The following is a 15994-nucleotide window of genomic DNA, read 5'->3' as shown; positions in this document are numbered from 1 at the left end:
ATTTAAAACTTATGAGAGTCGACTTTGGTCACAATCGGATCAGCCCACGTGCCTGTGACGTTGTATTCAAAGGAGAAAAGCTTGCTGAGCGGATCCTTGAAGATCAGCTGCGCGAGGAAGCTGCCGATGCCTGCAATCGGATTGGCGATGGCGAGCGCGATCGAGGCGCCTGCGGCGTTGACATCCGGAAGGACCAGCAGATGGAGATTTTCCGTCTCCTTCTGTGTATTGATGGTGCCGTTCATGACCACAGTCGCGCTTCCGCCGACGAGCGTGAGTCCCTTGATGTTCATGAGGCCGTTGTTAATGTCCGCTTTGCCCTGAATCGTCGTGAAGTTAAAGCCGGAAGAGTAGAAATCGCGGAAATCAAGCGTCAGATAGCGTGTCAGCGACTGAAGCGAGAGCAGCGAGAGCAGCTTGGCCGCGGGGCCCGGCTGGATCTTCAGGATTTCTCCTCGGCGCAGATCGATATTGAGGGTGCCGTCGAAACTTTCCGTATTGAAGCCGAGCGGCGTGCCCTCCCAGGACAGATCGCCTTTGATGGAACCGCTTCCGGCGCTGATCAGGTTAGGCATGTCCAGTCTTGTCAGCATTCCGCCAAGACTCTTGATTTCATTGTCGAGCAGCAGATGCGTTTCGTTAAATCCGTCAAAGCGTTTGAGCCAGCTTCCGGAAGATTTCAGCGTCGCGGCCGGATTTGTGACGTTGAGCTTCTGAATCTGCCAGAGGTGTCCGTTGGCCGCAACTGTGTTGCGTGCGACGAGCTCAACGTGTCCGAGGCGTCTCTTGCCGTAAGTCAGATCTCCGATAACCGCATTAATGGCAGGCCATCCGCCTTGAATTTCAACCGGCTTGGTTTCTTCCGCAACGGTCTCAGCCGCGTCCGGAATATAAAGCTTGGAGAGGTTGGCGGTGAGATGAGGCTCAACTCCTTTGCCGCCCTTTCTCCAGTTAATCGCGCCCTGGATCTGATTGCTTCGAATTGAAGCCGAGAGCTGGCCGTTGACGCTCTTACCGATGATCGTCAGATTGTTCTGATTGAAGTTCTCCAGTTCAAGCTCTCCGATCGAGATGCGCGCCGACGCGATATCGGGCAGCTTGATGACCTTGTTCTTTTGATTGGCATTGCTTTCAGTTTTATCAAGCGCGTCAAAAACTTTGGTCCAGGCAGCCGCCGATAGGAACGACGTGTCAAAAGCGACGGCATAACCATGCTGCGGAAGAGACGGAAGGGACTTATTGCCGATGGCGCAGCGATCGATCTCTCCGTTTTTCAGGATAAATTCCGTGCTGAGGTAGTCATCGACCATGACGGAAACGTCGGTCAGACTTCCGGAGGAGTTAATCGTCAGATGAAGCGGGGAAGTCTGCGCGGCCGGTTTTGTCATCGGAGAGGGCAGTGCACTCTCAAGACCCTTGAGCGGGCTCTTGATATCAACGTTCACATCGCTGCCGTCGATTTTGATGTTCGCAGCGAAGGTCGCTGAGCCGCGGAAGTACTCTTTGGAAATGAGTGCGAGCTCTTCATTCGGAATGATCTGCGGAAGCGCTTTCGCAGGGACCGTTCCCGAGGCTTTGACTTCGATCGCGCCTTTGCTGTTGGTTACGATCGAAGCAGTAACCGGTTCGTCAAAACAGAGTGCTTTAATGTTCTGCGCATTCGCGCCTTTTTCAGAGAACTGAACCGTACCGGAAACCTGTGTCAGATCGGGAATCTGATAGTGACGGAAATTGATGCTGTCGTTTTCTGCCGTGAAGGCGCCGTTCACGGCGACGCTGCCCGGACCGTCAAGCGGGATTTTCAGTCCGAGCTGAAGAGTTCCGCTGCCGCTTCCCTCCGCCTTGCTGAAGAGCTCAGCGGTATAGCCGTTTACCGGCGAGGCTTTAACGTAAGCCAGATAGCTTGGGATGTCGCCCTTGGCGGACGCGTCCACATCCAGCCATACGGTATCGGCGCTGAAGGACGGAATATCCACCTTCGCGGAAATCAAAGAAGCGTTCTTGTAGGAGCCTTTATCGGCCGTGATATGCATTCCGTCGCCGACGAAGCGCACCACGCCTCCGACCTTGGTGAATACCGGCCAGATGCCGCCCGCTTTGTTCTGAGCGGACGGTTTGTCAAACTTGAGCGGATAAACGTCCAGCGTGACGTCGTCGGCATTGACCGTGACTTCAAATTTTTCGTTTTCCGAGCCTTCGAACGGGAAGTTGTGGAGCTGACCGAGGATACGCGCAGAGCCGCCGGTCGCTTTCCCTTTCAGCAGGCCGTAACGAAGCCAGTTGATCGTGTCGGTACCGACGATAAGCGGCATGTATTTCCACACGGCAGCCGCGTTGCCGCGATTGATACCGGCCGTGATATCCATAAAGCCGAAGGGGGATCCGTCTGTGCGGTAGGTGCCGTTTACTGTGACGGAAGCGTCCGCGTTTTCCAGCGTGACGTCTTTCAGGTTTATAGAGAAGCGATCCTGCGTGCTCCATTCAACCGTGCCGGTGAGATTGTCCAAACGGAAAGCGGCTGAAGAGAACAGTCCCGGGAACGCGAAATCCGCGCCCTTTGTCTGCAGAACCGCGGTCCCGACACCGTTCTTCATCGAGATGTCGGCCGTCATGTTCTGAAAGCCCGGAAGCCACAATGTATTGTTTTTGCCCTGGGCGCCGAAAGAGCTGAAATTAACAATCTTGAGCGAACCGTTGTATTCCTTCGGGGCGTCAGGAGAGCCCTGCCAGCTGATATCGACATTGCTCAGGTTTCCGGAGAGCCTGCGCGCTGCGATGAAGGACTTGAATTCTTTCGGAAGCGGCAGAGACGGCAGAAGAGCCGAGAGGCTCTTGAAGTCAACTTCGTCCGCCTTAAAAGAGCCGCCCGAGAATGAATTGTTTTCCGTACGATTGAGCTTAACCGCTAAATTCAGGGGCGGAAGCACTTCGCCGCTTTCAAGCTCGAATCCGAAATCTTCGGTAGAGACCGAGTAATCCTGCGGACTCATAGCGCCGGAGATTTTGCCTTTGACGTATTTTAGCTTCAGCGGCTCCATATCCGGAAGCTGCACGTCCACGTTGGAGAGCGCGCCGATAAACGAAGCCGAAGAGGGTTTCCATTTGGCGAGCGTGAGCCAGGCAGAGCCTGAGCCGATGCCGCGGTATTTGACCTGGAAGTCCGGGAACCATTTGGCAAGTTCGCCGAAGTTCAGATAATCCGTCTGCGCGAAAAATTCCGCATCCCAGTTGGCCAGAACAGCGGCATCCAGCAGCGGCGGCTTCAGCGTCGCTTTAACTGTGATGGGCGAACCGATAAAAGAGGGCGGCGTAAGCGTAAAGGCAAAGAGCTTCTCGCCGGAGCTGCTCTCAAACGCAGCGTTGAAATCTTTAATTTCCAGAGTGTTTCCGGAAGCGTCGTCCACTAATCTAATCGTGCCGTCCTTAATTTCCAGAAGACGCTGTTTTAAAAGAAGCTGAATATCTTTAGGAAGCTTTGCCGATGCGCTCTCAAGATCAGCCTCCCCTGAGAGAAGTTTGTTGAGATCAATGGTTTTTCCAAGAATCGAAAACTTCATCGGTCCCTTGCGTTCCACAGTGACAACCGGTTTGTCCAAAGTGACCGTTTCAAAAATCGGTTCCATGGAAGGGATGGAGCGCAAAGAGAGTTTTGCGCTGAGGGATTCGACTTCGATCGGGTTCTGCCCGGAGCCGCCCAGCTGAATATTTTTGAGCGTCACCTCAGGCTGAAGTCCGGACCAGCCCGCGTCAACACTTCCGAAAGTGACCGGAGCGGAGACGGTTTCAGAGATCTTGTTTTCGATTTGAGCCTTATGCCCCTCTATATAAGGAGCAAGAAAATATCGAGCGGCCAGCCATGCGCACCCTAATATTAGATAGACAATGACGATGAACCAGATGATCCATCGAAGCAGTTTTCTCAGAAAACTCTCGCTTTTCGGCGTGCCGGGCTCTTCTGCAGGAGCGGCGTTATTCGAAATATCACTCATTTGTCGGCTAGGCTCATTTTTCAGCTGTAGTTTCCTAGTATGCAGCAAAAACAACGATCCTTGAAACGATTCTGACAAGCTTATTGAAAAATTTTCCTGCGCACGCGGCCAAGCGGGACGGTACGGCGTTCATGATTCGGGATTGTTCTTAATCGCTCCTTCGCCTGCGCCGTCGACGTCATGTCTAAGATTAAAATATTCCTCACGTTACAGAACAAAAACAGGCGACTGCCCGCGGCTTGCGCACAGCGTTCCGGAGAGCAGCCGAAAGAGCGAAACAACTATGACAGCGAACCAATCCCAGAGCGCACTTTCTCCCCATTCCAGCCGAATCGGTATTGAAGAGGTTCCGAAGCTTTCTCAGTTTGTGAAACGGTCCCTTCAGGCGTTGTTTTCGGACGCCGAGAGCGCAGAAGCAGCAGAATTCCTAAAGCAGCTGACGTTAGAGACGTGGAATAAAGAAAAGATGTACGAGCGGCTAGCCTCAGCGGATACGCCCGAGACGCTCGCAAGCGGAGTACGCAGGCTTCGCCGTGAGGTGCTTCTGACGCTGGCGGCTAAGGATATGACAGGAGCTGCCGACTTCGAGGAGGTGGTTTCTGCGATGACGGCTCTCGCTGAAGCGGTGGTGGATCGAACCGTGAGTGTGCATGCGAAAGAGCTCGCAAAGCGATTCGGTGTACCTCATTCTCCGTTAGGTGTTCCGCAGGATCTTCTGGTTGTCGGCATGGGCAAGCTCGGAGGGGCTGAACTCAATGTTTCCAGCGATATCGATCTCATTTTCTTTTATGACGAAGACGGAGAGTGCCGAGCGACCGAGCAGTTCCCTTCGGCCCGCAAAATCATCAGCAATAAAGAATTCTATGAGCGGCTGGCAAAAAAGATCATTCCGGCGATCTCCGAACTCACTTGGGAAGGTTTTGCGTTTCGGGTGGACATGAGACTGAGACCGAACGGAGACTCCGGTCCGATCGTCGGCTCAAGCGAGATGCTGGAAGAGTACCTGATGATGCAGGGCAGGGAGTGGGAACGGTTTGCGTGGCTCAAGGGCCGCATTGTAAACGGTCCGGTGTTTGCGTCTCAGGAAGAATTTGATATCCAGAAAAAAAATCTCTGGGACATCGTGCGTCCGTTTGTTTACCGCAAATATTTGGATTTCGGCGCGATCAGCTCTCTTACGGATCTGCATGCGAAAATCCGTCTGGCCGCGCAAAAGCGGGAAGCGTCCGCGCTTACCGAAGGCAGAAATATCAAGCTTGGCCGCGGCGGGATTCGTGAAATTGAATTTATCGCGCAGACCTTTCAGGTGATCCGCGGCGGAAGAAATCCGTTTCTGAGAGAACGATCAACGCTGAAAGCGCTTTCTGCGCTCGCCTCTGAAGGCGTACTCGCGCCGGAAAAAGCAAAGCGGCTATCAGAAATCTATGTCTTTCTGCGCAATGTGGAGCATGCGCTGCAGTACGAGAACGATCAGCAGACGCAGCTTCTCCCGGAGGATGAGGCGCAGCAGGCCAAAATCGCCCGCATGCTCGGGCTAAAGCGCGGGGAGCTTTTGTCCTGCCTGAGCGAAAGTTCGGAGTACGTCGCCGCGCGTTTTGATGAAATCTTTCAGACCAAGGCCGAAGCGGTGTCCGAGGATTGGCCGCTCGGCTGGGAGTCCGGTTCCGTACAGGTGCTTCCCGCGGTGGCGGATCTTCTGCGAAGGAAAGGTTTTGCCGACTGCGAGGGACTCGCAGGCGCGGTTCTTAACCTGATGTCTCTGAGGCCGCTTCGCCTGATCAAAGCGGGCGCAAGAGATCGAATGATTCTTCTTGTGAAAAAGACGTTGGACAAGCTCGGCGCGCTCGAGCTTAAGGAGGATGCGCTCATTAGTAAAGATCTTCTGCTTGAGCGCTACCTGCACTTTTTGGAAGTTATCGCGGGGCGCCCGACTTATGTCTCGCTTCTGCTTCAGTATCCGTCCGCGGCCGAGCGCCTGATCCATGTGCTTGGCGCCGGCAAGTGGGCAGCCGAGTATCTGAATCGCCATCCGCTGCTGCTTGATGAGCTTTGGGATGAGCGCCTCAGCCAGATTGACGACTACACACCGGTGGATTTCTCAGGCTATATCGAGAGAACCCGAGCGCGCCTTGCCGATATTGAAGAGGACGATCAGGAGACGCGGATGAATTTGATCCGCGAAGTGCATCATGCGCGGCTTTTCCGCTTGTTCCTCGCTGACTTGGCCGGCCGCCTGACCGTCGAGCGCCTGGCCGACCAGCTCTCAGCTCTGGCAGACGCGACGCTGGAACTTGCGATGGAAGAGAGCTGGAAGACCGTTCCGGGGCGCCATCTGGAGCGGCCGAATTTCGCGGTCATCGCCTATGGCAAACTCGGTGGCAAAGAGCTCGCTTATGCGAGCGATTTGGACTTGGTGTTCATTTACGAAGACGACGCGCCGGAGGCGGAAAAGATTTACGTTCGCTTTGCGCGCCGCCTGATTAATTGGCTTACTGTCACGACGAGCTCGGGCACGCTCTTTGATGTGGATCTGCGGCTGCGTCCGAACGGTGAATCCGGAATGCTGGTGAGCAGCCTTGAAAGCTTTAAAAAGTATGAGCGCAATGACGATGGTACAGGCGCTTGGCTTTGGGAGCATCAGGCGCTCACGAGAGCGCGCTTCAGTGCGGGAGATCCCGCGATCGGCGCAGAATTTGAAAAGCTGCGCGAAGAGATTCTGAGACGCGACAGAGATCCCTCCGTTACGGCCGAAGAAGTGCTGAAGATGCGCGAGCGCATGCATGAGGGACACGTCAATAAGACGGATCTTTTTGATCTGAAGCATGATGCGGGCGGCATGGTGGATGTTGAATTTATTGTTCAGTATCTGGTGCTTCGATATGCGGCCGAGTATCCGCAGCTCGTCAACAACTTCGGAAATATCAAACTGCTGGAAATGAGCGCTGAGGCAGGCCTCATTCCTAAGGAAGACGCTCTTGAAACCGTTAAGATTTATCGACGCTATCGAAAGGTGCAGCATGAATTCCGTCTGAATTCGCCGAGCCTTCCGGTACGGCGCCCCGCTCAGGAGTACGAGCAGGACGTTGAACGCGTGAAATCTCTTTGGCAAACGGTATTTGGAGATCGGGCCGCATCTGAGATAAGCGGCACGACAGAAGGTTAATGAGTCTTATTGAATCGGAATACAGAGCTCCATGGTGGCTGCCGGGAGGGCATCTGCAGACCATTGTGCCCGCGGAGTTTATGCCGTCCCCTAAAGTCGATTATCGGCGGGAAATATGGGATACGCCCGACGGAGATATCATCGCGGTGGATTTTTCCACACCGGAGCCTGCGGATATCGCCGCGCCTGTCATGGTGCACTTTCACGGACTTGAAGGCTCGTCTCAGAGCCATTACGCCCGAAAACTGATGGCGAAATGCGCAGCTGAAGGCGTCAGAGGCATGGTGGTCCACTATCGCGGCTGCGGCGGAATCAATAACCGAAAGCCGAGGGCGTACTTTGCGGGCGACGCCTGCGAACTCGACTGGATCTTTGCAAGAATCAAAGAGCGCTATCCGCTGTCTCGGATTTACTCTATGGCGGTTTCTCTCGGCGCAAATAATCTGCTTTTCTGGGCGGGAACCCGCGGCTCAAAAGCGGCCTCATATGTCGATCGAATGGTCGCGGTTTGCTCGCCCCTGGATTTGGTTCGCTCAAGTGAGGTCATTTCCAAGGGCTTCAGTCGGGTGTACGAACTCAATTTTGTGATCACGCTTAAACAGAAGGCGCTTCAGAAGGCGAAGGAGTATCCGGAGCTCTTTGACGCCGAACGCATCAGAAAAGTTAAACGGCTGAACGAGTACGACGATGTGGTTACCGCGCCGATGCACGGCTTCAAGAACGCACTGGATTACTGGACGAAATGCTCGAGTCTGCCGGTTCTGTCCTCAGTGACGATTCCGACGTTATTGCTGAACGCGCGCAACGATCCGATTGTCGGCTACGAAATCTTACCGAAAGTTTGCGATGTGCCCGCCTGTATGGCATTAGAATATCCGGACACTGGAGGTCACTGCGGTTTTCCGCAGCGGAAATATGAAGGCAGCTTCGGATATCTTTCGAAACGCACCTTCGATTTCTGTTTCAACGACCGTTAATTAACTTTATTTCCCCCGATCTGTGATGTCGGAAAGGAGAAAATATGCCGCTTCGCGTTTCAAAGAATTATTCCCTCGGACTGCTTTACTTCGTTCTTTTCATTTTGACGATTCCGGTCATGAACTGGGTCGTGATGAATGTCGGAACCGTCTGCACTCCGGACGGCCCGTGCCTTATTCCGGTTGCTCCGGGACTGATGGCGCCGAGCGGCGTTTTAATGGCGGGCATCGCGCTCGTTCTTCGTGACGGTCTTCAATCCAAACTCGGCGTTCGCTGGTCGCTCTACGCGATTATTCTCGGCGCCGGTCTTTCCGCGTTTTTTGCCGAGCCTTCACTTGTGATCGCCTCTGTCATGGCTTTCTTCTTTTCCGAGCTCGCCGACCTCGTGGTCTACACGCCGATGAGAAAGCGTTATCCGGCTTGGGCTATTATGGTAAGCGGCCTGGTCGGCTCTTTTGTCGACAGTGCGATCTTCCTTTCGCTTGCCTTCGGATCCATAGAATTTATTTTCGGACAGGTTCTCGGCAAGTTCTGGATGTCGCTCGCCGTCGCGCTTCTGATCGGCTTTATGCACTATCGCCGCAGCCGCGCTTCCGATCATCATCAGGAACTGCTTAACTAATACGCTATCGTGAATAAGACAAAAACTGCCGTTCTGCTCATTAACCTCGGTTCTCCGAGTGCTCCGACTGTTCAGGCGGTTCGCCCTTATCTGCGGCAGTTTTTATCGGATCGCCGTGTGGTTGAAGTAAATCCGATTCTCTGGAATCTGATACTGCGTCTTGCGATTCTCCCCTTTAGAAGCCCTGTCTCCGCTAAGCGCTACGAGTCCGTTTGGCTTCCCGAGGGCTCTCCTCTGATTGTGTACACCGAGCGCTTGGCGAAGAAACTTCAGAAGGCCTTTGATGAGGAAGGCAGGGCGGTCAAAGTCGCTTTTGCCATGCGTTACGGAGAGCCGGATCAGGATCGCATCTTCCGAGAGCTGCATGAGAAAGAGGGTTTTGACAATATTGTTGTTCTTCCGCTTTATCCGCAGTATTCCGCGACGACGACCGCTTCTGTCGCCGATATCCTCGGCGCGTCTCTTGCCAAAATGAGAAGCCAGCCGCACTGGCATCTGATTCGTGATTATCACGACAATCCCGAGTACGCGCGCGCGATCGCCGCTTCAATTAAAGCGCATTGGAAAACGAAGGGTGAGCTTGGAGAAAAGGATCGCCTCGTTCTTTCTTTTCACGGGATGCCGAAGCGTTACTGCGATTTAGGCGACCCTTATGACCGTCAGGTCAGAAAATCGGCTCAGATGATTATTGATGAGCTCGGTATTGCGCCGGAAAAAGCGGTCATCGCCTATCAGTCCCGATTCGGCAAAGAAGAGTGGCTTCAGCCGTATCTGACGCCGCAGCTTGAGCGTCTGGCTGCGGAAGGCGTTGAGCGGGTTGACATCCTCTGTCCGGGATTTTCCATTGACTGTCTGGAGACTTTGGAAGAGGTTTCAGACGAAGCTCGTCAGACGTTTTTATCCAAGGGTGGTAAAGAATATAACTACATCGAATGTCTTAACGATTCCTCGGATGCGGTATCACTCATTAAAAATCTTGTATCCAAACATCTCTAAAACCTGAATTTAGGTGGGTAGGAAACAGCGGTCGAATTGAATTTTCGACCGTTTTTGTTTTTCCGGGCAACATACTTAAATCGGGGCATTCTTATTCACGTTTCTACCTATATTTTTCATAATGCTCGACAGAGAGGTTGAAAAAAGGTCGTGCGACCTCATATCAATCAATAAGGGGCGCGGAACGGCAAAGCGCTCTGATTCTCGAAAAGATAAGGAAAGCTTGATGCAAGAGAATGATTTGAAAAAGGAAATGAATCTCGGTGAAGACGCCGAGGTTCAGACAGCACAGGAGGAGACGCCGGAATTGCCGGATCAGAGTCTCTCGGATGAACTCGCAAAAGCCCAGGCGAAGGCCAATGAAAATTATGACCTTTATGTCAGAGCCGTCGCGGAAGCCGAAAATGTGCGTCGCCGTTCAGCCGAAGATGTGGCCAAAGCTCGCAAGTTCGGTATTGAGAAATTTGCAGAAGCTATGCTGCCCGTGGTCGACAGCATGGAAAAGGCGCTTGAAGCGTCAGCAAATGAAAGCGGCCCTCTCAAAGAGGGTCTGGAGATTACCTACCGTCAGCTGCTCAGCGCACTTGAACACAACGGAATGAAATGCGAGAACCCTGTGGGCCTCAAATTTGATCCGAATTCAATGCAGGCGATCACTATGGTGAAGGATCCCTCGGTCCAGCCCGGATGTGTCGCTCAGGTATTCCAGCGCGGCTGGAAAATTGCCGATCGGGTTCTTCGTCCGGCAATGGTTGCGGTAGCTCAGTAGCCGGGCCTTGTTTTTTCAAGAATCGACTCAATATACATACTTAACAGCATGGCGGAATGATCCGCCTGCAAGAGAGGAAAATTTAAAATGGCAAAAATCATTGGCATTGACCTTGGAACAACAAACTCCGCGGTTGCGGTCGTTGAAGGCGACAAGGTTCGAGTAATTGAAAACAGCGAAGGCGCCCGCACAACTCCTTCCGTCGTCGCTTACCTTGAAAAAGAAGTTCTTGTCGGCGCTCCGGCAAAACGTCAGGCTGTAACCAACCCGGCCAACACGCTTTTCGCGATCAAACGTCTGATCGGCCGCCGCTATGACGATAAGGAAGTCCAGAAGGACATTTCCCTGATGCCGTACAAGATTATTAAGGCCGCTAACGGTGACGCCTGGGTTCAGGTTCTCGGCGACAAAGACCTCGCTCCGCAGCAGGTTTCCGCTGAAATTCTCCGCAAGATGAAGAAGACCGCTGAAGATTATCTCGGCGAAGAAGTCAAAGAAGCGGTTATTACAGTTCCTGCTTACTTCAATGACTCTCAGCGTCAGGCTACTAAGGACGCCGGCAAGATCGCAGGTTTGGACGTTCGCCGTATCATTAACGAACCGACTGCAGCTGCTCTGGCTTTCGGCCTTGACAAAGGCGGCAAAGGCGACCGAAAGATCGCTGTGTATGACCTCGGCGGCGGCACATTCGATATCTCCATCATCGACCTGGCTGACGTAGACGGTGAAAAACAGTTCGAAGTACTCTCCACCAACGGCGATACATTCCTTGGCGGCGAAGACTTTGACCAGAGAATCGTTGACTACATCATCAAAGAATTCAAGAAGGATACCGGTATTGATCTGAGCACCGACATTTTGGCTCTGCAGCGTCTGAAGGACGCCGCTGAAAAGGCCAAGATCGAACTGTCGAGCCGTCAGGAAACCGAAATCAACCTTCCTTACATCACAGCCGACGCTACCGGTCCGAAACACCTGAATATCACTCTGACTCGCTCTAAGCTCGAAAGCTTGGTTGAAGATCTGATTGAAAGAACCATCGAACCGTGCCGCAAGGCTCTGAAGGACGCAAACGCCACAACTTCCGATATTTCCGACGTTATTCTCGTTGGCGGCCAGACACGTATGCCGGCTGTTCAGGAAGCTGTAAAGAAGTTCTTCGGCAAGGATCCTCGCAAGGACGTTAACCCGGATGAAGCTGTCGCTATGGGCGCTGCGATTCAGGGTGCTGTTCTCTCGGGCGACCGCAGCGACGTTCTTCTGCTCGACGTCACACCGCTTACCCTCGGTATCGAAACTCTGGGCGGCGTGATGACTCCGATGATCAAACGCAACACGACGATCCCGACAAAACACTCTCAGGTGTTCTCTACAGCTGAAGACAATCAGCCTGCTGTGACCATTAAGGTTTACCAGGGTGAACGTGAAATGGCTGCAGACAACAAGCTGCTCGGTGAATTCAACCTTGAAGGCATCGCTCCGGCTCCGAGAGGACTGCCGCAGATCGAAGTGACATTCGATATTGACGCTAACGGTATTCTCCACGTTTCCGCTAAGGATAAGAACACCGGCAAAGAAAACCAGATCACCATTAAGGCGAACTCCGGTCTGACCGACGCTGACGTGGAAAGAATGGTTGCCGATGCTGAAGCCAACAAGGAAGAAGACCGCCGCCGCGCTGAACTGGCTCAGGCCCGCAACGCTGCCGACACCAGCATCCATCAGGTTCAGAAGACTCTGAAGGATCTGGGAGACAAGGTTGACGGTTCTGACCGCGCTGCCTGCGAATCCGCGATTAAAGACCTTGAGGACGCTCTGAAGGGCGAAGACAAGGATCTGATCACAAAACGCACAGACGCTCTGATGACCGCTGCCCAGAAGATTGGTGAAAAACTCAATCAGCAGCAGGCTCAGCCGGGCGCACAGCAGCAGGGTGCTCAGCAGTCTCAGAAGAAAGATGACGACGTCGTCGACGCTGACTTCAAAGAAGTCTAATCAGTCATCTGACGCTGATCAGTAAAAGAGCGTTAAGCTTTGACACAAAAATAGGGTCGCCTTTGAAAAAGGGCGGCCCTATTGAATAATTGATTTATTAAACTCTAGGGTTATCACTAGATTCACGAAACAACGAAAAGTATGGCTGAAGAGGAACTTGATTACTACGAGGTTCTTGGCGTAGAGCGGACTGCAACTCAGGAAGAGATTAAGAAGGGCTATCGCCGTATGGCGATGAAGTACCACCCTGACCGCAATAAGGGAGACGAGAGCGCTGAAGAAAAATTCAAGCAGGTCGGAGAAGCATATTCCGTACTCGGAGACGAGCAGAAGCGCGCTGCCTACGATCGCTATGGCCGTTCAGCCTTTGAGTCCGGCGGTGCCGGCGGATTTGGCGGAGGGTTCGGCTCCTTCGATCCGTCGCAGTTTGGTGAATTCAGTGATATTTTCGCGGAGATTTTCGGTGCTCGCGCGGGCGGCAGAGCCGGCGGCAACAAGCAGATGTTCCGAGGTGAGGATCTGGTTTATGACCTGGATATCACGCTTGAGCAGGCCTCCGAAGGTCTCAAGACAAAGATCAAGGTTCCCTCTTGGTCCAAGTGCGAAGCATGCGAGGGGACCGGAGCGGAAAAGGGCACGCATCCTGAAACCTGCCCGACCTGCCACGGAAGCGGCTTTGTTCGCGCCGGTCAGGGCTTCTTCCAGATTCAGCAGACTTGCCCGCGCTGTCACGGCACCGGCAAGATTATTCGCCACCCCTGCAAGGTTTGCGGGGGCACCGGTATGAAAGAAGAGAGAAAGGAAATTGAAATTTCGATTCCTGCAGGTGTGGACGACGGCAACCGTATGCGCATTTCCGGCCGCGGCGCGCCCGGACAGAACGGCGGCCCCGCCGGCGACCTTTATGTCCGCATCCATGTGAAGAGACACGATCTCTTTGAACGTGACGGACAGGACCTGCACATCGAGATGCCGATGAGCTTCACGATGGCGGCTTTGGGCGGCGAGCTTGAAGTGCCGACGCTCACCGGAAAAGTCAAACTCAGAATTCCGGAGGGCACTCAGACGGGACGCACATTCCGTCTGAAAGGACACGGCATTGTCGGCCTGCGTACCACAGACAAGGGCGACTTGTACGTGCACACCAATGTCGAAGTTCCGGTCAATATGACGGCAAAACAGAAGGAGCTGCTGCAGCAGTTTGAAGAATCATTGCTTGGCAGTAAGCGAAGCCATCATGCGCCGGAGAAACAGGGTTTCTTCGATAAACTCGGCAAACTCTTTCAATAAACGCTAGTGTTTCGGCTCTCTTAGGAGAGCCTTTTTTCTTATGTGCACTGATCAAAAACCGCTCTTGAAGGTCCTATATCAGGACGACTGCCTTGCGGTTGTCTCAAAGCCGGAGAAGCTGCTGACGCACCGCACGGAGATCGCCAACGGAGACCAATATTTCGCGCTGCAGCTTGCGCGGGATTTGTTTGGGAAACGGGTCTGGCCGCTCTACCGACTGGATCGGGGCACTTCTGGCGCTTTGATGTTCGCCTTTGATCCGCAGACTGTTTCAGCGCTCGCTCAGCAGACGCATGAGACGTTTCAGAAGCAGTATTTTGCGATTGTGCGAGGCACTTCCGAAAAAACAATGCTGATTGATCACGCGCTGAAGCCGCCCGTGGACCCGTATCTTCGTGTTCAGAAAACTGAAGCGCAGGAGGCGAAGACGCTTTTGACAACGCTTGCGAGCGCAGAAGTCCCGGTTTCAAGCGGCAAATACGAAACCACGCGGCTTTCATTGGTGAAACTTGAACTTTTGACCGGGCGGCGACATCAGATTCGACGTCATATGAAATTTATCGCGCATCCGATTATCGGTGATGCGACATACGGTAAAGGTCCTCTGAATCGCGCTCTTGCAGAGTATTTCGGAAGGGATCGACTGTATCTTCACTGCTGCGGGATTTCATTTCTGCACCCGCGGACCAGAACGCGTGTCAGCATTACCGATCGTCTTGACGGAGACTTTGCTGAAACGGTAAAACAACTTAGGTGGGTAAACTACATTTAAACCATACTTAAAAATCTTTCTTCTTTATATTTATATTGACTCGTTTGATAGAATATTCGGCTGTTTTGAGATAACTCTGAGAGATTCTTTAATTTAATCGATAACAGTCAGATTTGAGCGAATAAACGGGAATTAATCCCTGTTTAGATATAAAAATAGGGAAATATTCTATTTTCGGCGTTTGATTCGTTATACTGAATGGTCTCAGCCGAATGATAGGGAGAATGATTTTATGAAACACAAGAAGGTAGTAACCGCCGTTCTGGTCAGCTCGCTTGCAGCCGTGACCCTGACATTTGCCGGCTTGTCCGAAGCTCGTTCTCTTCAGGAAATTAAAGCGTCGGGCGAACTGCGTGTCGGTTCAACCGGCGATTACAAACCGATGAGCTACCTCAACAAAGAAACCGGAAAATATGAAGGCTTTGACGCCGAGATGGCAGATTCTCTTGCCAAGTACCTTGGCGTGAAACTGGTCTATGTTCCGACAAGCTGGCGTACGCTGCAGGATGATACTCAGGCCGACAAATTTGACGTCGCGATGAGCGGTATTACTGTGACAGACGCGCGAAAGAAAGTCATGACTATGTCCGACGGTTATCTGACGTTTGGCAAGACAGTGCTTGTCACCAAGACGAAAGCCGACAAGATTCGCGGTCTGGATGACATCAATAAGCCGACGGTTCGTGTGATGTACAACCCAGGCGGAACGAATGAGAAGTTCGCCAAAGAAATGACACCGAAGGCCGAACTCATTATGCATGAGCATAATGCGGAGATTCCGGGCCTGGTCGGCGAAGGCAAAGCCGACGTCATGATTACCGAGACGATGGAAGCTCGTCGCTATGTCAAAGATAATCCCAAGCTTGCCGCACCTCTGGTTGACAAACCCTTTACCGAGAACCACTTCGGCGTTCTGATGAAACAGGGTTATCCGCACCTGGAAGCCAGCGTTAACGACTGGATGAAGAAGATCAAAGCAGACGGAACCATGGACAACTGGGAAAACAAGTACATCAAGTAAACTGCTTTGATTCATAAGCAAAAGGCGCCGAATCGGCGCCTTTTGCGTTAGTTCTTATTGACGTCTCTTTGAGTTCTTGGCAACAAACCAGGTAAAGAAGACCGGGATGAAGATTGTCGCGATAAAGGTGGCCGCAATCATGCCGCCCAATACGCCGGTACCCATGGACTGACGGGCGGCAGCGCCCGCGCCTGTCGCCGTAGCAAGCGGAATCACGCCGAGAATGAAGGCGAGCGACGTCATCACAATCGGGCGTAAACGCAGCTTGGCGGCTTCCAGAGCTGCGTCTTTAAGCGCCAGACCTTCCTCAAGCTTCTGAGCCGCAAATTCCACAATCAGAATGGCGTTCTTCGCGGTCAGACCCCTGAGTTTGGCAGATTCTAACTGACCTCTTGGTCG

10 protein-coding genes and 1 pseudogene are annotated in these 15994 nt (G+C 52.9%); 9 read left to right on the top strand and 2 right to left on the bottom strand.

Annotation, left to right across the window (positions count from 1 at the left end; translation table 11 throughout):
- Positions 1–2: 2 nt before the first annotated feature.
- Positions 3–3989, bottom strand: a complete 3987-nt coding sequence (locus AC6I1F_RS10650) for a YhdP family protein (RefSeq protein WP_290432603.1) — start codon at positions 3987–3989, stop codon at positions 3–5.
- A gap of 283 nt (positions 3990–4272) precedes the next feature.
- Between AC6I1F_RS10650 and glnE the strand changes: the two genes are divergently transcribed.
- The 9 genes from glnE to AC6I1F_RS10605 all read left to right on the top strand — a co-directional run bounded on the left by glnE (position 4273) and on the right by AC6I1F_RS10605 (position 15595).
- Entirely contained in the window at positions 4273–7152 is a 2880-nt protein-coding gene (glnE, locus tag AC6I1F_RS10645; RefSeq protein ID WP_290432602.1) for a bifunctional [glutamate--ammonia ligase]-adenylyl-L-tyrosine phosphorylase/[glutamate--ammonia-ligase] adenylyltransferase, read from the top strand.
- The gene (locus tag AC6I1F_RS10640) at positions 7152–8129 is read left to right on the top strand and encodes a YheT family hydrolase (RefSeq protein ID WP_160335352.1); all 978 of its coding nucleotides are present in this window, start codon (positions 7152–7154) and stop codon (positions 8127–8129) included. Before glnE ends, AC6I1F_RS10640 begins: the two co-directional genes overlap by 1 nt.
- A 44-nt stretch (positions 8130–8173) precedes the next feature.
- A complete protein-coding gene (locus AC6I1F_RS10635) occupies positions 8174–8752 on the top strand; it encodes a VUT family protein (RefSeq protein WP_160335353.1) in 579 nt (192 codons plus the stop codon).
- A gap of 9 nt (positions 8753–8761) precedes the next feature.
- Complete coding sequence (gene hemH / locus AC6I1F_RS10630; protein ID WP_290432601.1) at positions 8762–9748, top strand: ferrochelatase; 987 nt, start codon at positions 8762–8764, stop codon at positions 9746–9748.
- A gap of 121 nt (positions 9749–9869) precedes the next feature.
- Positions 9870–10517: a nucleotide exchange factor GrpE gene (gene grpE, locus AC6I1F_RS10625; RefSeq protein ID WP_289184229.1), complete on the top strand. Its 648-nt coding sequence runs from the start codon at positions 9870–9872 to the stop codon at positions 10515–10517.
- An 87-nt stretch (positions 10518–10604) separates the two neighbouring features.
- A complete protein-coding gene (gene dnaK, locus AC6I1F_RS10620; RefSeq protein WP_290164408.1) occupies positions 10605–12512 on the top strand; it encodes a molecular chaperone DnaK in 1908 nt (635 codons plus the stop codon).
- A 141-nt stretch (positions 12513–12653) separates the two neighbouring features.
- Positions 12654–13802 (top strand): molecular chaperone DnaJ, encoded by a 1149-nt coding sequence (gene dnaJ / locus AC6I1F_RS10615; protein WP_289184228.1) that lies wholly within the window; start codon positions 12654–12656, stop codon positions 13800–13802.
- Positions 13803–13842: 40 nt separating this feature from the next.
- Positions 13843–14574, top strand: a complete 732-nt coding sequence (locus tag AC6I1F_RS10610) for a pseudouridine synthase (protein WP_290432600.1) — start codon at positions 13843–13845, stop codon at positions 14572–14574.
- Between the two features lie 232 nt (positions 14575–14806).
- The gene (locus AC6I1F_RS10605; protein WP_289185182.1) at positions 14807–15595 is read left to right on the top strand and encodes a transporter substrate-binding domain-containing protein; all 789 of its coding nucleotides are present in this window, start codon (positions 14807–14809) and stop codon (positions 15593–15595) included.
- A gap of 54 nt (positions 15596–15649) precedes the next feature.
- Here the strand turns inward: AC6I1F_RS10605 and AC6I1F_RS10600 are convergent.
- A pseudogene (locus AC6I1F_RS10600) lies at positions 15650–15964 on the bottom strand (efflux RND transporter permease subunit); the annotation flags it as partial.
- Positions 15965–15994: the final 30 nt, after the last annotated feature.

Source organism: Parasutterella sp. St.1A3 (genome assembly GCF_059728705.1).
The sequence above is the reverse complement of the archived record's forward strand: the minus strand, read 5'-3'. Positions and strand labels throughout refer to the sequence as shown.